We start from the raw sequence: 24,153 nt of genomic DNA, 5'->3' as shown, positions 1-24,153 counted from the left end.
TTATTATTTCCCTTCACGCTTTGCCCAATCCGCTAAAAATCCTTCAATTCCTTTGTCTGTTAATGGATGATTAAACAGTTGCTGTAAAACTTTGTACGGAGTTGTTGCAATATGTGCGCCAGCTAATGCAGCTTGCGTAATATGTTGCGGGTGACGAATAGATGCGGCAATAATTTCCGTGTCAATTTCGTGGATAGCAAACATTTCAGCAATTTCACGGATTAATTCTACGCCATCTTGACCAATATCATCTAAACGTCCTAAGAATGGAGATACATAAGAAGCGCCTGCACGTGCTGCCATCAATGCTTGGTTAGCAGAGAAAATTAATGTCACGTTCGTTTTAATCCCTTTTTCAGAGAAGTGTTTACATGCTTTTAATCCTTCCGGTGTCATTGGAAGTTTTACTGTAATATTCGGGTGAATTGCTGCCAATTCTTCCCCTTCACGAATCATTCCTTCAGCGTCTAAAGAAATTACTTCACCAGAAACCGAGCCGTTTACTAGCTCAGCAATTTCACGTAAGCGGTCGTGGAAATTCACGCCTGATTCTTTTGCAACTAATGATGGGTTTGTCGTTACACCTGAAAGAATCCCCCAAGAGTATGCTTCTTTAATTTCGTCAAAGTTTGCTGTATCGATAAAAAATTTCATTATAATAGCCTCCGATTTACATTTGATTATAAAAACACATCTCGCTCAATTTGTGAACGAGATGTCTTATGTTGAAAAACACGTGTTCACAAAGAAAAGTACGCTTATTTTGTGCACTTTTCTTTTGTGGATTCATTATTCCGCATTAAAAGGTACTAATTTAGCTGCCTTGATAGCGTATCGGCAGAGGGAAGACTTCCGTGAAAGAAGTTTTACTCTATCAATTAAGCTTTTCCAGAGCTGCCGAATTCACGCATTTTACCGATTACTGTCGCTTTAATCGCTTCACGAGCCGGACCTAAATATTTACGTGGATCATATGTTTTCTTATCATTTTCTAAAAATTCACGGATCACTTTCGTAGCCGAGATTTGGTTTTCAGTGTTGACATTAATTTTTGCTGTCCCTAAAGAAATTGAACGTTGAATATCTTTTGTTGGAATACCAGTTCCACCATGTAATACTAACGGAACATCTGTTAACGTTGAGATTTCTTCCATTTCAGCAAATCCTAAGTTTGGTTCGCCTTTGTAAGGACCGTGAACAGAACCTAATGCTGGAGCTAAACAGTCAATACCTGTAGCTTCAACTAATGCTTTACATTCCTGCGGGTTTGCGTACATAATGCCGCCAATGACACCGTCTTCCTCGCCGCCTACAGTACCAAGTTCCGCTTCAACAGATACACCTTTTGCATGTGCATAGTCAACAACTTGTTTAGTTGTTTCAATATTTTCTTCGAATGGATGGTGTGAAGCGTCAATCATAACAGAAGAGAAACCAGCATCGATTGCTTCTTTACATTTATCGAAGCTTGAGCCATGATCTAAATGAATTGCTACTGGAACAGTTGTTTTGTAGCTTTCCATCAAGCCTTCAACCATTTTTACTACAGCAATGAAACCGCCCATATATTTTCCGGCACCTTCAGAAACACCTAGAATTACCGGTGATTTTTCTTCTTCTGCTGCTTGTAAAATGGCTTGTGTCCATTCTAGGTTGTTAATATTGAATTGACCTACTGCATAACCTTCTGCTTTTGCTTTAATTAACATTTCTTTCATTGAAACTAATGCCATTATTAAAATCCTCCTCGAAGATACATAAATAGTTTGCTGCTAGAAAAACATAGTTTGCGCAAAATGCTTATTTTAAGTATTTTTTTCATCGTCTATTCTATGCAAATTCACATGAATTGACAAAAACATTTAGATTAATCATAACAAAAACAGACAGTATGCGCTACTGCCTGCTCGCCTGTTTCATTTATATTTTTTCAGTCTTTTCTACTAGTTTATTAACTTCATCACGTACTTCAAAAATATTAAAAGGTTTGGTAAAGTATTTCATCACGCCTAATTCATTCGCTCTGTCCATCATATGCTGTTCCACATAAGCAGTCATCATCATTACAGGCAGCTCCGGGTGATCTTCTTTCAAACGGGCTAAAATCTCCAGTCCGTCCATTCCGGGTATTTTCATATCCAGCAGAACGCAATCGAGAGTATTTTCCTGTGCAATTTTTATTGCATCGAATCCGTTTGCCGCTAAATAGGTTGTGAATCCTTCTTTTTTAAATACTTCATTCAGAAGCATCCTTATCCCCTGCTGATCATCTACTATTAGTATCCCCTTCAATGTGATCCCCCATTATAATAATAATTTATATTGATACATTCTATTACTAAATTGATTTCCCCTCTTTTATAGAGAGAGTTTGTGCTTTTGCTTTTTTATGTGCACAATTTTATAATAACTTTGAGGTGTAAATATGTCTAAAATTTTAACTACGCAATTAACAGGTCTTCTGCAGCGCATTCAGCAAACTGAGGAAGAATCTATTGAAGAAACTGCACGATTATTGGCACAGGCAGCAATCGGACAAGGAACAATTTACTTTGCGGCATTTGGTGAAATGGAAGCTGTTGCAATCAATGCAGAGCTTGGCGAAGGTAAATTTGCTAAGTTTGCACGCTATACAGAAAACGTTGAACTTTTGCCTGCTGACCGTGTCATTATTTTTACGCGTCAGGCTACAGATGAACGAGCATTAAAAATTGCACAGCAACTGCATGCAGAGTTCATCCCATTTGCGGCTGTCGCAAGTGAAGTGGCAGGCGAAGATAATCCGTTAAGTGATCTTGCTTATACGTATATTTCATTGAAAGTGCGCGGCGGCATTTTACCGCATCCTACAAAGCTCGGCGAACGTATCGTATTCCCGCATCTTATTGCAGCTTTATATATTTATGAAGCGATTAAGATGGAATTCGATGAAATGCTCGTCGACGATGATGAAGAGGATGACGAATTAATGGACAGCCACCCATCACCATTCGCATAATTTATTGACGACTCTTATGACCTATTGTAATGAGAGTCGTCTTTTTATGTAATCAATTGATTCTTAAGAAAAAAGCACGCCCCTTACAACAGGACGTGCTAAACTAATTACTTTTTATTGTTAAACGCTGCGCCAACAAACTCACGGAATAATGGTTGTGGACGTTGTGGACGTGAAATCAATTCTGGGTGGAACTGGCCAGCCACAAAGAATTTCTTCTCCGGTAACTCAACAATTTCTACTAATTTATTGTTAGGAGATAAGCCTGAGAATACCATACCTTCCGCTTCCATTGCTTCACGGAATTCATTGTTGAACTCGTAACGGTGACGGTGACGCTCGTATACTAGCTCTTCACCATTGTAAGCCGCACGTGCACGAGATCCTTCTTTTAATTTACATGGATATAAACCAAGACGTAATGTTCCGCCGATATCTGTATCTTCTGTTTGATCCGGTAAGAAATCGATAATTGGGTACTTCGTGTTTTTGTCTAGTTCTGTTGAATGTGCACCTTCCAAGCCCATAACATTACGTGCAAATTCTACAGTTGCCATTTGCATACCTAGGCAAATACCGAAGAACGGTACATCATTTTCGCGTGCATAACGGATTGATTCGATTTTCCCTTCAACACCACGGTCACCGAAACCACCTGGCACTAAAATACCGTCTGCTTGTCCTAGCAATTCATCAACATTTTCCGCTGTAACGTGCTCAGCATTGATCCAGTCGATTTCGATATCTGAATTGTATACATAACCTGCATGTTTTAACGCTTCTACAACTGAAATATAAGCATCTTGCAATTCTACGTATTTACCTACTAAAGCGATACGTGTTTTGTGCTCCAAGTTTTTCACTAAATGTACAAGCTCTTTCCAATCTGTCATATCTGCTTTTGGCGCTGTAATGCCGAAATGATCAAGAACGATTTGGTCAAAGCCTTGTGCATGAAGGTTTAATGGCACTTCATATAAATGTTCTGCATCACGTGATTCGATAATATCAGAAGGTCTTACGTCACAGAATAACGCAATTTTTTCTTTCATGTCTTGTGGCACTGGTTGTTCTGTACGTAAAACGATAATATTTGGCTGAATCCCTAATGAACGTAACTCTTTTACAGAGTGTTGTGTCGGTTTAGTTTTCATTTCACCTGCTGCTGCGATATAAGGCATTAACGTACAGTGGATGTACATAACATTTTCATGACCTAAATCACGGCGCATTTGACGAATCGCTTCAAGGAAAGAAAGTGATTCGAAGTCACCTACTGTACCGCCAATTTCCGTAATTACAACATCAGCAGAAGTTTCACGGCCAGCACGTTGAATACGGTCTTTAATTTCATTTGTAACGTGAGGAATTACTTGGACAGTACCACCATTGTAGTCGCCGCGGCGCTCTTTATTCAGTACCGATTGATATACTTTACCTGAAGTAACAGTTGAGTGTTTACCAAGGTTAATATCGATGAAACGCTCATAGTGACCTAAGTCTAAGTCCGCTTCTGCACCATCATCTGTAACGAAAACTTCACCGTGCTGGTATGGGCTCATTGTACCTGGATCAATATTTAAATATGGATCAAATTTTTGAATTGTTACTTCCAATCCACGATTTTTTAATAGACGACCTAAAGATGCTGCTACAATCCCTTTACCAAGTGATGAAACTACCCCACCTGTTACGAAAATATACTTTGTCATACAAATTCCTCCTTCTTTTAAAACAAATTAGAAAAACACTCTATTGCTTCCTAAATGCAAGGGAATGTTTTTCTAACTAAAAACGCTTGAAAAATAAAAAACGCTCCTCCTGCACTATTTTGCAGGGGGAGCGTATAACTTATACGGTCAATCTCCTTTTTAAAGGAGCCCAAGTAAAAGATTATACGGAACTGAATTAGAAGTCAAGCACTTTCAATTTCCAAAGTGAAAATCTTATTTTAGATTTTCGTCTTCTTCTAGTTCCTCATCTAACTCTTCATCTATTTCTTCTTCATCATCCTCGATAATAAATGTATCATCTTCATCGATTAATTCTTCATCGATGTCAGGATCGATTTCTTCAATATCTTCTTCAACGAAGTCGATGTCCTCATCCACTTCTTCCTCTTCTTCTTCGTCGTCAACGAATTCATCGTAATCTTCCTCGAATAATACATCCTCTTCTTCAAGGTCGATAATTTCATCTTCATCTTCGTCGTCAACAGCTTTTGCTTTCTTCTTACGTGTCTTAATTGTTGGCGCTGTTTCTTCTTCGATTGTTTCTACTTTATACCACTCACGTAAACCCCAGCCATTTTCATGGTTTAATAAGAAACGGCCTTCTACATTTAAGTCTGTATAAAATTGCACTAAACGGGATTTTAATTCTTCATCTGAAATACCATTTAATGCTTGAATTCCTTTTAATAATTCATTTAACGGCATTGCTTGTTTTTTATCTTCTAGTAGTGCGTATGCTAAGTCGATTAATGACTCTTCTGCTAATTGTTCATCTGTCATACCACGAAAGTTCAAATCGTGCACGTCCTTTCCATTCTTACATGTCTATTTATCAATTACGACTCGGCGTAATTGCGTTTGGATTCGTCTTCCAAATCCTTAACATCTGCCGAAGATCTTATACCCGTTCTTGTCGTTGCTTGTACACCAACTGGATGGATATAAGCATAATACCCATTATATACAAACATGCTATCACTATGCTAGTTTCATTTCTTGTTTTTTAAATTTGTTACTTTTTTATAGGCAACATAAAATAAAATAAAGGATAAAAGCAGCAAAGGGATTGCTGCTAGTTGTCGGTTATATAAAAAGAAGGTTGCGATTAGGCATGCTAAAATTAAAATATAATGTACATACTGTTGCACTATTGCGCACCTTCCTTCATCAGATCGTCCATGTATTTACTAGTATAACGAAAATTCCCGCACTCGTGGTATTCTAAGTTCATTTTTTTGTATTTTTTTCTAATAACTAAGTAAATAAGGCTAGTTATTAAGTTGTTTTCTGCTATTTGCTATTCAACGACAATAAATCTGTCTTGCCTTACATATTCCGGCGGTATTGGCCGCCTACTTCATATAGCGCCTGAGTAATTTGGCCAAGGCTTGCTACTTTAACCGTTTCCATTAATTCTTCAAAAATATTGCCGCCTGTTTTAGCGACTTCTTTTAATCGAGCAAGCGCTTTTTGGCTATTGTCCGCATTCGCTTCTTTAAAGCTTGACAGGTTTGCAATTTGTAAATCTTTTTCTTCTTTAGAAGCACGTGCGATTTCCATATTATCGATTGCTTCTTCTGATGGCGGATTCGGGTTTAAATACGTGTTCACGCCAATAATCGGCAGTTGTCCTGAATGTTTTAAACGCTCATAGTGCATCGATTCTTCCTGGATTTTTCCGCGCTGATATTGTGTTTCCATCGCACCAAGTACCCCGCCGCGATCATTCATTCGGTCAAACTCTTCCAGCACTGCCTGCTCCACTAGCTGTGTAAGCTCTTCGATAATGAATGCCCCTTGTAAAGGGTTTTCGTTTTTCGATAAGCCGTGCTCTTTTGTAATAATCATTTGAATCGCCATCGCTCGGCGTACCGATTCTTCTGTAGGCGTTGTAATTGCCTCATCGTATGCATTCGTATGCAGTGAATTACAGTTGTCCTGTAATGCCATTAATGCCTGCAGTGTTGTACGAATATCATTGAAGTCAATTTCCTGTGCATGCAGACTGCGGCCCGATGTTTGAATATGATATTTCAGTTTTTGCGAGCGGTCATTTGCGCCGTATTTTTCACGCATAACAACAGCCCAGATGCGGCGGGCTACACGACCGATGACTGTATACTCAGGGTCCAGACCGTTCGAGAAGAAGAAACTTAAGTTCGGTGCGAAATCATCGATATTCATACCGCGGCTTAAGTAATACTCGACATACGTAAAGCCGTTTGCCAATGTAAATGCAAGCTGTGAAATCGGATTTGCCCCGGCTTCGGCAATATGATAGCCCGAAATGGATACCGAGTAATAGTTTCGTACTTTGTGATCGATGAAATATTGCTGGATATCGCCCATCATACGCAGCGCAAATTCAGTTGAGAAGATACATGTATTTTGTCCTTGATCTTCTTTTAATATATCCGCCTGTACGGTACCGCGAACCACTTGCAATGTTTGTTCACGCGTTTCTGTAAATTCTTCCACCGTTAAAGTACGGCCCAGCTCCTGCTCACGCTTTTGTACTTGCTGATCGATTGCTGTATTCATAAACATTGCCAGAATAATCGGCGCAGGTCCATTAATCGTCATCGATACAGATGTAGATGGTGCACATAGATCAAAGCCCGCATAAAGTTTTTTCATATCATCCAATGTACAGATACTTACACCAGACTCCCCGACTTTTCCGTAAATATCAGGACGTGTATGCGGATCCTCCCCGTATAACGTTACTGAATCAAATGCCGTCGATAAACGTTTCGCATCATCATCTTTTGATAAGTAATGGAATCGCTTATTCGTACGTTCTGGAGTTCCTTCACCCGCAAATTGACGCTTCGGATCTTCTCCTTCACGTTTGAACGGGAAAACACCTGCTGTATACGGGAATTCACCTGGTACATTTTCTTTATATACCCAGCGTAAAATTTCGCCGTAATCTTTAAAGTTCGGCAGCGCGACTTTCGGAATCTTTAAGCCTGAAAGAGACTCTGTACGTAAAATTGTTTTAATCTCCTTATCACGCACTTTCGTAATAAGTTCGTCGCCGGCATAAGCTTCTTTTAATGCATTCCAATTTTTTAGTATACGCTTCGATTCCGCAGTTAATTCATTTTGAACGCCTTCCAGTAAAGAATCAATCGATGCAATTAATGCTGTTTCACTTTCCGGAAGCAGTGCTTTTGTTCCTTCAAGCTGATACCATTTCGTCGCAAGTGCTGCCTGCTGTTCTGCATGCTTATGATAGTTTCTGATTGTTTCCGAGATTTCGCGCAAATAATATCGACGGTCATTCGGAATAACAATATTTTGCTTTTGTGTTTTAACAAATTGCTCATACGAAGTTTCCCAATCTAAGCCGAATTTCTCATTAATTTTTGCTACAAGTGCAGCAAATAATGAGTTCGTCCCTAAATCGTTGAACTGTGAAGCAATTGTCCCGAATACAGGCATATGATCAAGCGGTTCTTCCCATAACTCACGTGAACGCTGGTATTGTTTCTGAACTTGACGCAATGCATCTTCAGAGCCTTTTCGTTCAAACTTGTTGATCGCAATCAAATCCGCAAAATCGATCATATCGATTTTTTCAAGCTGTGTCGGGGCACCGAATTCGCTCGTCATTACATACATTGATAGGTCTGTATATTTTGTAATCTCGGCATCGCCTTGCCCGATACCACTTGTTTCAACAAGGATCAGATCAAATCCTGCGGTGCGCACAACATCGAGTACATCCCCAATTGAACTTGATAATTCCGTATGGGAACCGCGCGTTGCTAAACTGCGCATATAAACGCGGTTGTTAAAGATGGCGTTCATACGAATACGGTCACCTAATAAAGCCCCGCCAGTTTTTTGTTTTGTCGGATCGACTGAAATGATCGCAAGTTTCTTATCAGGGAATTCTTGCAGGAATCGGCGGATCAGTTCGTCTGTCAACGAAGATTTCCCTGCACCGCCTGTACCTGTAATCCCAACTACCGGTGTGTTTAAACTTTTAGTTTTTGCAAGCTGCAGCATTTCTTCAATTTCCGCATCCCCGCCATTTTCGGCAGCTGTAATTAAATTCGCCAAAATTTCCGGTGTATCGGTTGTAAGCTTTTCTAAAAGTTCTTTGTAATTTCCTTTCAGTGTTGAAAAATCAGCACCTTCAAGCTTCTTGTTTATCATTCCTTGTAAACCTAAATGACGCCCATCTTCCGGTGAAAAAATACCGGCAATTCCGTAATCATGCAGTTCCTTGATTTCGCGTGGCAATATTACACCACCGCCGCCACCGTAAATTTTAATGTGCGGTGCCCCTTTTTCGCGAAGCAAATCGTACATATATTTGAAGTATTCGATATGACCGCCTTGATATGAAGATAGTGCCACCCCTTGCGCATCTTCCTGAATCGCAGCATTCACCACTTCCTCAACGGAACGGTTGTGACCTAAGTGAATAACTTCTGCTCCACTTGACTGTAAAATTCGACGCATAATATTAATCGAAGCATCATGCCCATCAAAAAGACTTGATGCTGTGACAAAGCGAATATGATTTTTTGGTTTGTATACTTCAGTTTTCCCCATTTTAATAACCCCTTTGTTATGCTGAAATAATGAAAATCACCATGCGAAGCAAACTCTTTAAATAGTTGCTCTACATGGCGATTCTCCTTTCCTAATTTTCAAACTGCATAATGCCTTGTAAAAACATTGTTGTTTGCAATTTTATATATTGATCGATCGTATATCTTTTTTGCAGTGCCCACTTCCGGAATGCCCAACTTTGCCCTTGCACGACGATGTGATTTGCCGCTAAATAGATTGCATCTTCAGACAGCGATAAATTGCCGGCTTCAACACAGTCCTTTAATATGCGTTCAAAAATTGCGACCATTTCAAGCTCTTTATCAAGAATGTAATGCATCGCAGCTTTTTGCAATGACTTCGTTTCTTGATACATAATCGTAAACTCCTCAGGCATTTGATCAATAAGCAAATAATATTGACGGATTGCCTGTTTCAAGCCTTCGATTGTACCTGTATCGGAAGGGAAATCAGTTAAGCATTTCGTTACTTCATTGAAGATATTGTCACATACTAAAAATAAAACATCTTCTTTCGTACGAATATATTCATATAGAGTGCCGATAGAAAAACCGGCCGCTTTTGCAAGTTCCCTTGTAGTTGCACGATGGAATCCTTTTTCCTTGAAAAGCTTCACACCGGCATCGATAATTTGCTGACGGCGTGCGATTATTTTATTTTCATCTTTTATTGACGATTGGACGTGCAGCTTATCATTTTTCGCCATAGGCTATTTCGTGATCATACGCGAAATTACAAGGCGTTGGATTTCTTGTGTACCTTCATAAATTTGCGTAATCTTCGCATCGCGCATATAACGCTCTACCGGGTAATCTTTCGTATAGCCATAGCCACCGTAAACTTGAACAGCTTCTGTCGTTACTTTCATCGCTGTATCACCCGCAAGCAGTTTTGCCATTGCCGATGCTTTTCCGTATGGTAAGTCATTTGATTCCAACCATGCCGCCTGGTACGTCAATAAACGTGAAGCTTCAATTTCTGTTGCCATATCCGCTAACTTGAATGAAATCCCTTGGTTTGCAGTAATCGGCTTGCCGAATTGAACACGCTCTTTTGCATAATCAACCGCTGCATCCAATGCACCCTGTGCAATCCCAACCGCTTGTGCTGCAATTCCGTTACGGCCGCCATCAAGCGTTTTCATCGCGATAATGAAACCTTGACCTTCTTCACCTAGTACGTTTTCTTTTGGTACACGGCAGTTGTCAAAAATAATCTCTGTCGTTGGAGATGAACGAATTCCTAGTTTCTTCTCTTTTTTCCCTACTGAGAATCCTGGGAAGTCCGCTTCAACGATAAAAGCAGTCGTGCCATTTTTCGCTTCTGGATCAGTTACAGCAAATACTACATAAATATCTGCTACCCCGCCATTTGTGATGAAGATTTTCGAACCATTTAAAATATAGTCGTCGCCGTCTTTTACGGCATATGTTTTCATCCCGCCTGCATCTGAACCCGAAGCTGGCTCTGTTAAGCCGTAAGCACCAATTTTCTTACCTTCTGCCATTGGACGAAGGTATTTTTGCTTTTGCTCTTCGTTACCGAATTTGAAAATGGGCCAGCCAGCAAGTGATGTATGTGCTGACAATGTTACCCCTGTCGATGCACAAACACGTGATAATTCTTCAACTGCGATACAGTATGCCAAGTAGTCAAACCCTGCTCCGCCGTATTCTTCCGGCCAAGGAATACCTGTTAAGCCTAGCTCGGCCATTTTATCGAAAATGCCGCGGTCAAATTCTTCGTGCTCATCGCGGTGCTCTGCTGTTGGTGCTACTTCATTGATTGCAAAATCGCGAATCATTTCGCGTAATTGTTGGTGTTCTTCTGATAATTGAAAGTTCATTTCCCCATGTCCCCTTTATATTAGATTACCCGTTGATTTCCGTTCCGGTTACGCTTTCCGCGGGCAAGAGGCCAACACGAATGTTGGTCACAAAAGCGTTGCCACAGGACGTGGCGTTCTTAGCTTTTGTTCCTAGTCTCAGGCGTCGTGCTTTTCCCGCTGGAAGCTTTGCTTGTGACTGCCGCTTACGCTTTCGTCACAGAGAAAATCTTGTAGCGAAAGGCGCTAGTCGTCAGCACGAACACTCGAACCTCCACTTCAATCAACTATGTTTTTAAGTACGTCAACCAATCACATGCTTACTAATGACGATGCGTTGGATTTCGCTTGTGCCTTCGTAAATTTGTGTTACTTTTGCGTCGCGGAAATAGCGTTCTACTGGATAATCTTCTGTGTAGCCGTAGCCACCGAAAATTTGTACGGCTTCGATCGCTGTGTCCATTGCTGTTTGAGATGCGAACAGTTTTGCCATTGATGCCTCTTTTCCGCATGACAGTCCTTCACTGCGCATGTTTGCAGCCCTGTAAACGAGCAGTTTTGCAGCTTCCACCGCTGTTGCCATATCAGCAAGCTTAAAGCCGACCCCTTGCTGCTGGACGATTGGTTTTCCGAACTGGATGCGCTCTTTTGCATAGGCTGTTGCCGCTTCCAATGCAGCTTCGGCAATCCCTAAACTTTGAGCTGCGATTCCGATTCTACCTACATCCAAGTTGGCCAAGGCAATTTTAAAGCCGTCTCCTTCTTGACCGAGCAGGTTCTCTGCAGGCACTCGCATGTTTTCAAATGTAAGCTGAACCGTACGTGATCCGTGCAGCCCCATTTTTCGTTCATCTTTTCCGATTATTAAACCAGCCGTATTTTTTTCTACAATAAATGCTGAGATCCCGCGTGAACCGGCTTCCGGATTTGTAGAAGCAAAAACGATATACACATCGGCTTCCCCGCCATTTGTAATGAACACTTTTGCCCCGTCCAATACGTAATGATCGCCTTCTCGGACTGCTTTTGTTTTCAGTGAACCAGCATCACTACCGGCACTAGGCTCCGTTAAACAAAATGCTCCGATCGATTCTCCGCTTGCCAGCTTCGGTACATATTTTTTCTTTTGGTCTTCATTGCCGAAATATAAAATCGGATTTGTGCCGACAGAAGTATGGACTGACAAAATAACGCCCATTACCGCACTTACCTTCGACAGCTCATGGATCGCGATAATATAAGAAGTAAAATCCATTTCCGCACCGCCGTACTCAGCAGGTGCCGTAATTCCCATCAGCCCAAGCTCACCCATTTTCGTCAGCAAATGCCTCGGGAACTCGCCCGCCTCCATCTGCTCGATAAACGGCTCAATTTCGGTTTTGGCAAAATCACGGACCATGTTACGCATCATCAACTGCTCATCAGTAAATTGTAAATTCATAGAAGTCCCTCAGCTTTCGTATATGTAGAATCCTCGACCGCTCTTTTTGCCTAACCAGCCGGCTGCCACATATTTGCGTAATAACGGACATGGGCGATACTTACTGTCTCCAAGTCCTTCGTGTAAAATTTCCATAATCGACAAGCATGTATCCAATCCGATAAAATCAGCTAATGTTAATGGTCCCATCGGATGATTCATCCCCATTTTCATCACATCATCAATCGCTTCTTTCGTCGCTACCCCTTCATACAATGCATAGATTGCTTCATTAATCATCGGCAGTAAAATACGATTTGAAATAAAGCCCGGGAAGTCATTCACTTCCACACCTGTTTTCCCCAGTTGCTTTGTCATATCTGCAACCGTTTCGTACACTTCATCAGATGTTGCCAAACCACGGATAATTTCCACGAGTTTCATGACCGGTACTGGATTCATAAAGTGCATACCAATTACTTGCTCCGGACGTTTTGTCACTGCCGCAATTTCAGTAATCGGTAAACTTGATGTATTCGTCGCTAAAATCGCATGCTTAGGTGCAATTTCATCTAGCTGCTTGAAAATCGATTGTTTAATGTCCATGTTTTCGACTGCCGCTTCAATGATAATGTCCGCACTTTTCGCGTCTTCAATCGTCAATGATTTAGTAATACGAGCTAACACAGCCGATTTTTCTTCTTCTGTTTTACGCCCCTTTTCAACATCACGTGCCAAATTTTTCGTGATTGCATTTAAACCGCGTTCGAAAAACTCATCTTTCATATCATTTAAAATGACTTCGTAGCCTGCCTGCGCACAAACTTGCGCGATCCCGGAACCCATTTGGCCTGCTCCGATGACCATTACTTTTTGAATCGCCATTTATTTCATCCCCTTAGTTTGTAACTTCAATTAATACCGCGTCCCCTTGACCGCCGCCTGAACAAATTGCTGCAATTCCAAAACCGCCCCCGCGGCGCTTCAGTTCATAAGCGAGCGTTAAAATAATACGGGCACCACTTGCTCCAATCGGATGGCCTAATGCAACGGCACCCCCGTTAACATTTACTTTACTCTCATCCAGTCCGCTAATTTGATTGCTTACTAGAGCAACCGCTGCGAACGCTTCATTAATTTCTATTAAATCAATGTCTGCCAATGTTTTACCAGACTTTTTAAGCAACTCATTTATTACAAGTCCCGGTGTTTGAGGGAAATCTTCCGGTGCTACCCCAACTTCCGCATGTGCAAGAATTGTTGCGAGCGGTTGACGATTTTCCTGCTGTGCTTTTTCTTCACTCATCAGTACAAGTGCACACGCCCCGTCATTCACACCTGGTGCATTTCCGGCTGTAATTGTGCCATCACTGCTGAACGCCGATTTTAATTTTGTTAGCGTTTCCAAAGTTGTTCCTGCTCGTGGCGCTTCGTCCGTTTCAATACGAAGTGTGTCGCCTTTTCGCTGTGGAATTTCCACTGCTACGATTTCATTTGCAAATTTCCCTGAGTCGATTGCCGCAAGTGCTTTTTCATGACTGCGAACTGCCCATGCATCCTGTTGTTCACGCGAAACCCTAAACTTGCTCGCTGTGTCATTGCCGTAAATACCCATATGCACTTGTTTTGGGTGGAAGGCACAAGACAAACCGTCATAAATCATGCCGTCTACTAAACTCGCATCTCCCATACGTAAACCAAATCTCCCTTTTGGCATATAGTACGGTGCGTTTGACATCGATTCCATTCCACCAGCCACGATCACCTCTTCGTCCCCTAATCGAATGAGTTGATCTGCAAGTGTTACACTGCGCATTCCTGAAGCACATACTTTGTTGATTGTTTCTGTTTTCACATTCCACGGAATTCCCGCTTTTGTTGCCGCTTGCCGTGAAGGGATTTGCCCTTGCCCTGCCTGCAATACAGTTCCAATAATGACTTCGTTTACTGCATCAGCTTCTACATTCGCCTTTGCCAATGCTTCTTTAATTGCAACTCCGCCTAAATCACTTGCTGTTAATGAACTTAATGCGCCACCAAATTTACCGAATGGTGTTCGTGCGCCGTCTAAAATGACTGTTCTCGACAATCCATACACCCCTTTGTTTGAATTAATCCGAATTTGTACATCGCCATCAGTAATATGAATTTCTGCTGCAGGCTATTAATCTATTAATAACGATCCCCATCACTTACTAATAGAAACACCGCTTGCAGTCTGTTATTAGTAATTCGACTGAACGCTCGCTCAATCATTATTTAGAAAAAAATGAGAGTATTTACTACTCTCATTTCTTCGCTTACTTTCATTGTATTAAATCCTTTTTGAATTCGCAACAATTATTCAAATATACTGACTATAAATTTTATTCTCGTTAATTCGTATATTATTTGTTTTGTTCGTTATTTTCATCTCCTGGCGGTGTTGCATCTGTTGCCACTTGCTGCTCTTCCGGAAGCGTTGAAGATTCAACAGTCGATGCCTGTTTCTCAGCTTCAATTGGTTCTACAGGTGCTACAACTGTTTCTTCCACTACTTCTTCTTGTTCTTGTTGAGCTTGCGCTTTTTCCGGTGTCCCGAATACCGCACGCTCTAAAATTTCCGCAATATCGTAAGTGCCGACTGTATCTTCTACTTCTATTGCTTTCGTTCCATCCGAGAGCATTGTTAAACAGTAAGGACAGCCTGAAGAAATTACAGATGCCTGTGTTGCGATTGCCTGCTCTGTACGGGCAACGTTAATACGGTTTCCGACATGCTCTTCCATCCACATTAAACCACCGCCGGCACCACAGCACATACCGTCTTCACGATTACGCGCCATTTCAACTAGCTTCACGCCTGCAATCCCTTTTAAAATTTCGCGTGGCGGATCGAATACATCGTTATAGCGTCCTAAGTAACATGAATCATGGAATACAATCGTTTCATCAACACGGTGGTCCATTGTTAAACGGCCTTCCTGAATCAAATCGTACAGCAATTCTGTATGGTGAAGTACCTCACCGTTCCAGCCGAAATCCTGATACTCATTTTTGAAAATATTGTATGCGTGCGGGTCAATCGTTACAATTTTCGTCACACCATTTTTCTCAAATTCATCAATGTTGGCTGTTGCAAGCTCCTGGAACAAGAATTCGTTACCTAATCGGCGCGGTGTATCCCCTGAGTTCTTTTCTTTGTTACCTAAAATTGCAAACTTCACGCCTGCTTTGTTCATTAGCTTAGCGAATGCCAATGCAATTTTTTGTGAGCGGTTATCAAATGAACCCATTGAACCGACCCAGAATAAATATTCCATTTCTTCGCCTGATTTTTTCAATTCTTTAACTGTTGGAATGTGAACTGTTTCGTCAAGCTCTCTCCAGTTTTCTTTTTCTTTACGGTTTAAGCCCCATGGATTCCCTTGTCGCTCAATGTTCGTCATTGCGCGTTGAGCATCCGGATTCACTTTACCTTCTGTCATTGTTAAATAACGACGTAAATCGATAATCTTATCAACATGCTCATTCATTACCGGACATTGATCTTCACAGTTACGGCATGTTGTACAAGCCCAGATTTCTTCTTCTGTAATAACATCGCCGATTAATGACGGACTGTAAATATCTTCAATTACTGCACCTTCAGCACCAGCAGCCATTGCCAGTTGGTTACCTTGTGTATTATTAAAGAACGAGAATGGTACCCAAGGCTTTTTCTTTAGCTCAACTGCACCAGTAAATGTTAGATGATCACGTAATTTTACAATCAGGTCCATTGGTGACAGCATTTTTCCTGTTCCTGTTGCCGGACACATATTTGTACAACGTCCACACTCTACGCAAGCATACAAGTCAAGCATTTGCTTTTGTGTGAAATCATGAATTTTTCCGACTCCAAGCGGCGGCATGCTTTCCTCATCTTCCGCTTCTTCCAATGCGGCAAAATCGATTGGACGCAATGTCCCAATACGGTCTTGACGGTTGTAATAAACGTTGAAAATCGATGTAATTAAGTGGAAGTGCTTACCTTGCGGGATATAAACAAGGAATGCTAGTAACGCCAACAAGTGTGCCCACCACATAACGAAGAACATGACAGCAGCAATCGTCGGATTCATCCATTGGAATACCCAGGCAATTGCAGACGCTACTGGTTCTGATCCTGTTAAACCGTGATCATGCCAAATTAAGTAAAAGCCATTGCCAAATAATGTAGCAAACATTAAAATAGCTAAAAACATATAAACTAAACCATTTTTAAAACCTTGCTTTAAACGTGCAAGTTTCTCCATATAACGACGGTAAAATGCAACCGCTACCGCGATTAAGATCGTTAATACAACAAGTTCCTGTGTAAATGTAAATACCGGGTACAGACCACCTAGCGGAAGATGTGATCCCGGTGCGAGCCCTTTCCAGATTAAATCGATAGCCCCAAATTGAACCATTAAAAATCCGTAGAAAAACAGAACGTGTACAAGTCCCATCTTCTTATCTTTTAATAGTTTTGATTGACCAAATACTTTCTCAACGATATCTTCTATACGTTCAGAAAATTTATGATTGAACTCTTCTTTTCGACCAAGTTGAATATAGTCATAACGTGTTTTTAATAAGTATGCGAATAATCCCAGCGCATAAAGTAACACGGCGATGAATGCAATCCAGTTAATAATTATAAATGTATTCATTGTTTTCCCCCCTGGAATACGAAGTTTTTACCCCTTTGTTTATCCAATTCACCCCGATAAACTATATGAATCTATAAACCCATTGTAGTTATGAATGAGCATTCAGTCAACAGATTTCGTCATTAATTCTGAAAATTAAATCAAAATATAAAAAATGCTAGTTAGACAATTTTATTGCCTTAACTAGCATTTTTCGTTCATTTGAATACGTCGCCACTCCGGATATATTCGACATCCTGGATTGATAATCGGTAGTTTACGACACGTGCTGCAGCAAATAAATAATCCGATAATCGGTTTAAATACTTCTGTACAACTGGTGATACATCTTCAATTTCTTTCATTAAAGATACAGTTTCCCGTTCCGCGCGGCGGGCAACTGTGCGGGCGATATGCAGAGTAGCAGCTGCCGGTGCCCCACCTGGTAAGATGAAACGTTTTAATGGCGGTGCTTCTTCGGAAAGTGCATCGATACGTTTCTCCAAAACAGCAATCGGTTCTTCCTTAAGTTTGTAATGACGTTCTTTCATTACATTCGCCAAGTCCCCGCCTCCATCAAATAATTCATGTTGAATGGCAGTTAAATCTTCAATCAAATCTTTGAACTTTTCCTGGTCCAATTCACTGACAGCTTTACCGATAAATGAATTCAGCTCATCAATTGTGCCATATGCTTCAACGCGCAGATGGTCTTTATCGACACGTCCTCCAATAATGCTCGTTTTCCCTGTATCGCCTGTCTTTGTATATAATTTCATCAATAATCACCCTTTCGATTTAATATTATTTCTAGGCTTTTTGAAAACTCCCTAATGACACAATTTTTTTAAGCGGAAGTTTTATTCTTCCAAGATACTTTACTTATTATAATGCTGTTTATATTTTTTAATTGCTTCTATTGTAACTTCGAAAACAGCCCGGCCGATTAGTTTGCCGATTTCCGTAATAGGTCCTGCATACGGCATTTCATCCCCTTGTTGGGTAGCGGCAATCAATAGACTGTCGGTTGCGGTACTTGTTGCAATTGTATTTGTCACTGAATCTTTTATTTGCTGATCTGCCAATGCTTTCGTTTTTGCTTCTGTTGCCGTAATCATCGCTTGAATAAATGCTTCATCTGTCAGCTTCCCATTAATGATTACCCATGTATTAATCGTACCGACATGTGGCTCTTCTTCCCGCAAATATGTTTTTGTAACGTCGACACTGTTTCCTACACCTGCTGTTACCATGACTAGGATTTCTACGTTATTTTTCGAGAAATGCCGAATTACTGCGCAGCTTGTTTCCACTGCAGTCAACATAACGACCGTATTTGTTGGAGAAAACTTACGCTCTTTTAAAAATCGCTCCGTTTCCTCTTTCACATTATAAATATCGTATTCTGGAGCAATGGAACGATTTAGTAATGTGTCATACCAGCCTATGCCGGCATTATGTACAGCAGAAGAAATAACTTTCAGCGGTGCCTGGGCCTGATATTCGATATAGTCTTCTGTTATTTGAAACTGGTCCATCTGGATTGTCGCAGCTTTTCGTTCCATTTCATTCGTTGGCAGCATCGTAATTTGCGGTTTTGGCAGCTCCGGGTGAGGATATGTCGCAATTCGAGCCTGATACACATCGGCAATCTGTTCTTGCAATACGACTTCATGCGGCTCGCCAAACGCCCGTACTTCACCATTTTCCAACAGAAGGAGTTCATCACAATAAAGTGATGCCAAGTTAATATCATGGAAAATCGAGACAACCGTCAGCCCCTGCACCTCAACTTGCATCCGAATCATATCCAGAATCTGCTTTTGATGGGCGATATCCAAATGGTTTGTCGGTTCATCCAATAGAAGCAACTCCGAATTTTGTGCAAGTGCCTGGGCAATAAATACCCGTTGCTGCTCGCCTCCCGATAAAAACTCCAAATACTGATTTTTATATTGCGACACACCTGTGCTTTCCATTGCCTGCTGAACTGTCGTCTCATCTTCTTCGGTCCAGGAAGAAAAGAATCCGCTTTGATGGGGGTAACGTCCTAACGAAACCGCATCATATACACTGTTCGTAAATGCACTTGCATTTAATTGAGGCAGAACCGCCATCTTTTTCGCCAATTGCTTGTTGTCATAGCTTTTAAGCGGTTTCTCTTCGATGAAAATTTCACCTGTTTCAGGCTTCAGCACACCACTGATCAGTTTCAGTAATGTCGATTTTCCGCTGCCGTTCGGACCAAGAATCCCGAGAATTCTTCCTTTTTCCATGTGAAACGTCATATTTTTCACAACCGTTTTCCCACCGTAACCGCCGGATAGATTATTTACTTTTAACATTATGCAACAACCTTTCTACGTTGCTTGAAGAAAATATAGGCAAAGACAGGTGCTCCAATAAAGGAAGTAATAACACCAATCGGCAGTTCGATAGGAGCAATAATTGTTCGCGATACTAAGTCACAAATGACGAGCAGGCTTGCACCGTTCAAAAACGACAATGTCAATAAATGTCGATGGTCTGCTCCGATTAGCAGGCGAATCATATGCGGTACTACTAATCCGACAAATCCAATTGTCCCGGATGCAGCAACAGCCGCTCCTGTTAGAATGGAACCGCCCGCCAATATCATATACTTGCTGCGCTTAACATTTACCCCTAAATACTGGGCACGCTCTTCTCCATAAATCATCGCATTCAATTCACGGCGAGTCAGCCAAATAATTGCCGTTCCAAGCACCATAAATGGCAGAACCATCCGGACATATGGCCACCCTCGCATCGATACACTTCCTAGAAGCCAGCCGATGATTTCTCGTAGCTGTTCACCAGTAAGTGCGACCATTAAGGAAATACAGGACCCTAAAAACGAGCTGAAAATAATTCCCGTCAAAATCAGCGTCTCCATTTTCATCGAGCGGTCAACAAGTCTGGCAAATGTCAGGACGATGATCATCGTACATGCAGCTCCAGCCATACTGAATACCGGCAATGTGAATACACCCAGCACCGGTATGGAAATGCCTAAAAAGATTGTCATTACCGCACCTACCGAGGCCCCTGATGAAATACCTAATGTGTATGGATCTGCCAAAGGGTTTTTAAGCAACCCTTGGAATGCTGCCCCCGCAATTGCTAAAGAAGCCCCGATTAATGCGGCTAAAATGACGCGTGGCATTCGGATTTTCCACAAAATACTGTATGCAACCGGATCTGTTGTTTTATCCCACAATGTCGAAAACGGAATATTAACAGACCCGAACGAAATGCCGATCCATATACTGCTTAAAAGTAATCCAATCGATAGTACATAGGCGATTGAATATTTTTTATTCATTGAATACCTCTGGATAAATTGCTTCCCCAATTGATTCAATACCTTCTACAATACGCGGACCTTGTCGACTTGTCGTATCGCTATCGACTAATTTCACATTGGCGTTTTTCACAGCATCCATTTCTGCATATGCATCATTTTCCTCGATTGCTGCCAAGTCGTTTTCATATGTTACTAAAATGATATCCGGATTGCTCTTTACAAATTGCTCCGAGCTGTACTGCGGCCACCCGAGTTCCGGAACGGCATTTTCTACATTTAATACTTCAAGCATTTCACTAATGAACGTCTCCTGTCCAGCAACATATAGTTCTGGATTTGTCCCAACAACAACAAAGACGGACTTCTCTTCCAGGTCGGCTACTTTCACTTCAATTTCTTCAATCCCCTCTTTGATAGAGGCAATCATTTCTTCGGCTTCTTGATCTTTATTTGTCAGCTGTCCAATTTGTTCAATTGTTTCGTATGTTTCTTCAAATGTTTTCGCATCTTTTACAACAAAGACAGGAATGCCTACTGTTTCAAGCTGCGCAATTGCCTGTTCATTGAAGCTGTACATTCCGGATTCATGTGCGACTACTAAATCGGGTTGCAGGCTGATTATTTGCTCTAAATTGAACTCCATTCCTCCAACTGATTCTTTTGATAATGCTTCTTCAGGATATGTATCGTTGTCGTTCACAGCAATAATCTCATCGTTTAATCCTAGGCCGAATAAAATTTCCGTATTCGATGGGGCTAATGTAATTATGCGTTCCGGTGCTTTTTCAAGTGTAATTTCTTTGTCTAAAGCATCTTTTAATGTAACCGGAAATTGTGCTGTTTCAGTTACTTCTGTGCTTCCCTTTGTTGATTGTTCATCTATAGCTTTTTCCGAATTACATGCCGCCAATGTTAATGTAAGTAATGCTGCGGAAGAAAGCAGTTGCCATTTTTTCATAATAAAAACCTCCTGAAATCTCTTTGTATAATTTTCTACAAAAATAAAAAGCTCCCTACTTATAAACGAAGGAAGCTTTACATATGCAAATAATATTCAATAAAAAGAATTTATCCGCCATATCCTATCCTCGTAGGTATAATTCAGGGCATTATAAAGGCAGGTCTCCTGGCTTAGGCATGAACGTTAAAGAGCGCCTTCCCGAAAAGTTTTTTCAGTGGCATGTTGCTCTTAACTAGCAATTACAGTGGCGGGACCGCATCGGAATTGAACCGATTTCCCTTTTACTCCTTACTCAATCCAACGAGTAAGAACCTTTATCGTCCATATTTAATTTATGCCTTTATTATAACGGAAGATTAACGGAATGTATGCAGATTTATTAAAGTGTCAGATAATTTGACGTAAGCTATGAATGGATGCCCATTATCCTTAAATATGGTAGGTATAGTCATCTGGAAGTACGCGGCGCAGGAATTGCTTTGTACGTTCTTCTTTTGGCTGCACGAAAATTTCGTGTGGTGAGCCTTCTTCAATAACATTCCCGCCGTCCATGAAAATGACACGGTTGGCCACATCGCGCGCGAACGACATTTCATGTGTAACGACTAACATTGTCGTCCCTTCTTTTGCGATGTCTTTCATCACACCTAATACTTCCCCTACTAGTTCAGGATCGAGTGCTGATGTTGGCTCATCAAATAAAATAATATCCGGATTTAATGCAACAGCACGTGCAATGCCAACACGTTGTTGTTGGCCACCTGACAATTGGCTTGGATAAGAATCATATTTCTCTGATAAGCCCACTTTATCAAGGGCCTTTTTAGAAATTGTATATGCTTCGTCTTTTTTTATACCACGCCCGATGATAAGCCCTTCAGCTACATTTTCAAGCGCTGTTTTATTATTGAATAGATTGTAGTTTTGAAAGACGAATGCAGTTTTTTTACGAATCGCTAAAATATCCTTTTTCGACGCTTTATTTAAATCAACCGAAATATTGTCGAAACTTGCGGTCCCCTCTTCAGCACGTTCCAAAAAGTTAATGCAGCGCAGCAATGTCGTTTTTCCCGAACCACTTGGACCTAAAATGACGACGACATCCCCTTTATCAATCGTTAAATCGACCCCTTTTAATATTTTGAGTTCCCCAAATGTTTTATGAATATTTTTAATTTCAAGCATTCCGATTCCTCCTTAAACTGTCACCGCTTTATAGCGACTTAAACGCTTCTCAGACCATTTAAATAAATATTCAACCGTCATACAGATAATTAAATAAACAATGAAAATATCAATATATGCCTCTAAATAATTGTATCCAAAGTTCGCCTCTACTTTTGCCTTAAGGGTGATTTCCTGTAATGAAATCGCATACCCGAGCGATGTTGCTTTAATTAAGTTGATCGTCGCTGTACACAGGTTCGGCATCGCAGACACTAATGCTTGTGGAATAATAATACGTCGGTAAGCCTGTGCTGTTGTAAGTCCAACTGATTGAGCGGCTTCCAGCTGACCTTTCGGAACAGTTTGTATGGCCGATCGAAACACTTCAATTAGTACTGCTGCTGTATTAAATGAAAAAATGATAAATGCATACCATAACGGATTCACTTCATAAATTGGATAGTCGATATTGTATTTCTCAAACAACCCACTTAACAGCAAGGGAATCGTTGCATATAAAACGAAAATTTGAATAATAACAGGTGTACCGCGGACAAATGAGATGTAGATTTTCGCAAAAAAGTTGATGACCGGTACTTCATAAACACGTGCAAGTGCTAGTAAAAAACCTAATGGTACGGCTACAAAAAGTGAAACAACCGTAACGAGAAGCGCTACTGGAACACCACTTAATGCAACAAAAAACGTATCAAATAAAAATTGCCAGTTGATCAATCCCATTGTAAGCCCCCTCCTACGTTATTTTAATCGATTGTTTCCCTTTACTGAATGCTTTTTCAAGCAAGGCAAAGATTTTTTCAATGGAGATGGATAGTATCCAATAAATAACCGCTAATGCGATGTAAATCTCAAGAGTATGTGTTCCGTAATTGTTCGCAATAATTAAGTTTGCCTTCCCTACGATATCGATAAAGCCGATTGTGTAAGCAAGTGCCCCTTCTTGTAAAACTGAAATTAGACCATTTCCGAAGTTTGGAAGAGCAACAACAAACGCCTGCGGGAAAATGATGCGACGATAAGCTTGAAACGGTGTTAATCCTACACTGACGGCCGCTTCAAATTGCCCGCGGTCGATCGCCAAATACGAAGAGCGAATCACCTCTGACATCATTGCCGCAAATTGCAGACTAAATGTAACAACAACAAATACGCCTGTCGGTACATTTTGCAAGTAAATCCCGAATACCCCTTCCGCAAAGGCGGGAATGCCGTAATACACTAGAAACAGTAAAACAATCGATGGTGTACAACGGATTACGGTCGTATAGCCATTTGCTAAAAGCCTAAGTATTTTATTGGAGCTCAATTTTGCCGCCGCTAGTAGTAGACCAAAAACAGACCCGCCAATAACAGAAAATGCTGCAATATAAAGTGTAATCCATAAGTATGGTAATAAATTGGGCAACGCAGACCAAATGTACGACACATCAAAATATTTCTCCACATTTCTCCGACCTT

General features: G+C 40.9%; 20 protein-coding genes and 1 riboswitch. Of the genes, 1 reads left to right on the top strand and 19 read right to left on the bottom strand.

Translation table 11 applies throughout. The features are described from left to right. Window positions 1–3: 3 nt before the first annotated feature. The 3 genes from fsa to AC0VXV_RS03250 all read right to left on the bottom strand — a co-directional run bounded on the left by fsa (window position 4) and on the right by AC0VXV_RS03250 (window position 2,292). Window positions 4–654: a fructose-6-phosphate aldolase gene (gene fsa, locus AC0VXV_RS03260; protein WP_079524628.1), complete on the bottom strand. Its 651-nt coding sequence runs from the start codon at window positions 652–654 to the stop codon at window positions 4–6. Window positions 655–878: 224 nt separating this feature from the next. Next, a complete protein-coding gene (locus AC0VXV_RS03255) occupies window positions 879–1,733 on the bottom strand; it encodes a class II fructose-bisphosphate aldolase (RefSeq protein WP_079524627.1) in 855 nt (284 codons plus the stop codon). A 187-nt stretch (window positions 1,734–1,920) separates the two neighbouring features. Next, a complete protein-coding gene (locus tag AC0VXV_RS03250; protein WP_475530326.1) occupies window positions 1,921–2,292 on the bottom strand; it encodes a response regulator in 372 nt (123 codons plus the stop codon). A gap of 133 nt (window positions 2,293–2,425) precedes the next feature. Here AC0VXV_RS03250 and AC0VXV_RS03245 point away from each other — a divergent pair, with 133 nt between their 5' ends. Next, complete coding sequence (locus tag AC0VXV_RS03245; RefSeq protein ID WP_475530325.1) at window positions 2,426–2,998, top strand: DUF2529 family protein; 573 nt, start codon at window positions 2,426–2,428, stop codon at window positions 2,996–2,998. A 107-nt stretch (window positions 2,999–3,105) separates the two neighbouring features. On the opposite strand, the gene AC0VXV_RS03240 is transcribed toward AC0VXV_RS03245, so the two are convergent. From AC0VXV_RS03240 to AC0VXV_RS03165, 16 genes are all read right to left on the bottom strand, one after another. After that, window positions 3,106–4,710 (bottom strand): CTP synthase, encoded by a 1,605-nt coding sequence (locus tag AC0VXV_RS03240; protein WP_339175115.1) that lies wholly within the window; start codon window positions 4,708–4,710, stop codon window positions 3,106–3,108. A gap of 234 nt (window positions 4,711–4,944) precedes the next feature. After that, window positions 4,945–5,535, bottom strand: coding sequence for a DNA-directed RNA polymerase subunit delta (gene rpoE / locus AC0VXV_RS03235; protein ID WP_475530324.1), 591 nt, complete (start codon window positions 5,533–5,535; stop codon window positions 4,945–4,947). A gap of 522 nt (window positions 5,536–6,057) precedes the next feature. Continuing rightward, a complete protein-coding gene (gene icmF / locus AC0VXV_RS03230; protein ID WP_475530323.1) occupies window positions 6,058–9,300 on the bottom strand; it encodes a fused isobutyryl-CoA mutase/GTPase IcmF in 3,243 nt (1,080 codons plus the stop codon). 91 nt (window positions 9,301–9,391) lie between these two features. Further along, window positions 9,392–10,027 carry a TetR/AcrR family transcriptional regulator gene (locus AC0VXV_RS03225; RefSeq protein WP_079524621.1) on the bottom strand — a complete coding sequence of 212 codons (636 nt, stop codon included), beginning with the start codon at window positions 10,025–10,027 and terminating at the stop codon, window positions 9,392–9,394. 3 nt (window positions 10,028–10,030) lie between these two features. Beyond that, window positions 10,031–11,167 (bottom strand): acyl-CoA dehydrogenase, encoded by a 1,137-nt coding sequence (locus AC0VXV_RS03220; RefSeq protein WP_475530322.1) that lies wholly within the window; start codon window positions 11,165–11,167, stop codon window positions 10,031–10,033. 283 nt (window positions 11,168–11,450) lie between these two features. After that, the gene (locus AC0VXV_RS03215) at window positions 11,451–12,587 is read right to left on the bottom strand and encodes an acyl-CoA dehydrogenase (RefSeq protein WP_475530321.1); all 1,137 of its coding nucleotides are present in this window, start codon (window positions 12,585–12,587) and stop codon (window positions 11,451–11,453) included. A gap of 9 nt (window positions 12,588–12,596) precedes the next feature. Next, window positions 12,597–13,451: a 3-hydroxybutyryl-CoA dehydrogenase gene (locus tag AC0VXV_RS03210; RefSeq protein ID WP_475530320.1), complete on the bottom strand. Its 855-nt coding sequence runs from the start codon at window positions 13,449–13,451 to the stop codon at window positions 12,597–12,599. 13 nt (window positions 13,452–13,464) lie between these two features. Beyond that, window positions 13,465–14,655 carry an acetyl-CoA C-acetyltransferase gene (locus tag AC0VXV_RS03205; protein ID WP_475530319.1) on the bottom strand — a complete coding sequence of 397 codons (1,191 nt, stop codon included), beginning with the start codon at window positions 14,653–14,655 and terminating at the stop codon, window positions 13,465–13,467. A 298-nt stretch (window positions 14,656–14,953) separates the two neighbouring features. Beyond that, entirely contained in the window at window positions 14,954–17,242 is a 2,289-nt protein-coding gene (locus AC0VXV_RS03200; protein ID WP_475530318.1) for a (Fe-S)-binding protein, read from the bottom strand. A gap of 197 nt (window positions 17,243–17,439) precedes the next feature. Next, a complete protein-coding gene (locus AC0VXV_RS03195; protein ID WP_475530317.1) occupies window positions 17,440–18,000 on the bottom strand; it encodes a cob(I)yrinic acid a,c-diamide adenosyltransferase in 561 nt (186 codons plus the stop codon). Window positions 18,001–18,099: 99 nt separating this feature from the next. Next, window positions 18,100–19,566: an adenosylcobinamide amidohydrolase gene (locus tag AC0VXV_RS03190; RefSeq protein ID WP_475530316.1), complete on the bottom strand. Its 1,467-nt coding sequence runs from the start codon at window positions 19,564–19,566 to the stop codon at window positions 18,100–18,102. Next, a complete protein-coding gene (locus AC0VXV_RS03185) occupies window positions 19,566–20,564 on the bottom strand; it encodes a FecCD family ABC transporter permease (RefSeq protein WP_475530315.1) in 999 nt (332 codons plus the stop codon). The genes AC0VXV_RS03190 and AC0VXV_RS03185 overlap by 1 nt, the downstream gene beginning before the upstream one ends. Continuing rightward, window positions 20,557–21,504: an ABC transporter substrate-binding protein gene (locus AC0VXV_RS03180; RefSeq protein ID WP_475530314.1), complete on the bottom strand. Its 948-nt coding sequence runs from the start codon at window positions 21,502–21,504 to the stop codon at window positions 20,557–20,559. Before AC0VXV_RS03180 ends, AC0VXV_RS03185 begins: the two co-directional genes overlap by 8 nt. Before the next feature lie 141 nt (window positions 21,505–21,645). Beyond that, a riboswitch (cobalamin riboswitch) is annotated at window positions 21,646–21,838 on the bottom strand. A gap of 98 nt (window positions 21,839–21,936) precedes the next feature. After that, the gene (locus AC0VXV_RS03175) at window positions 21,937–22,692 is read right to left on the bottom strand and encodes an amino acid ABC transporter ATP-binding protein (protein ID WP_475530313.1); all 756 of its coding nucleotides are present in this window, start codon (window positions 22,690–22,692) and stop codon (window positions 21,937–21,939) included. 12 nt (window positions 22,693–22,704) lie between these two features. After that, window positions 22,705–23,415, bottom strand: a complete 711-nt coding sequence (locus AC0VXV_RS03170; protein WP_475530312.1) for an amino acid ABC transporter permease — start codon at window positions 23,413–23,415, stop codon at window positions 22,705–22,707. Window positions 23,416–23,428: 13 nt separating this feature from the next. Beyond that, window positions 23,429–24,139 (bottom strand): amino acid ABC transporter permease, encoded by a 711-nt coding sequence (locus AC0VXV_RS03165; protein ID WP_475530311.1) that lies wholly within the window; start codon window positions 24,137–24,139, stop codon window positions 23,429–23,431. Window positions 24,140–24,153: the final 14 nt, after the last annotated feature.

It is taken from the genome of Solibacillus sp. iso_87, from assembly GCF_056173085.1.
Note: the sequence above shows the minus strand (reverse complement) of the source record. Positions and strands in the feature narration are given on the sequence as shown.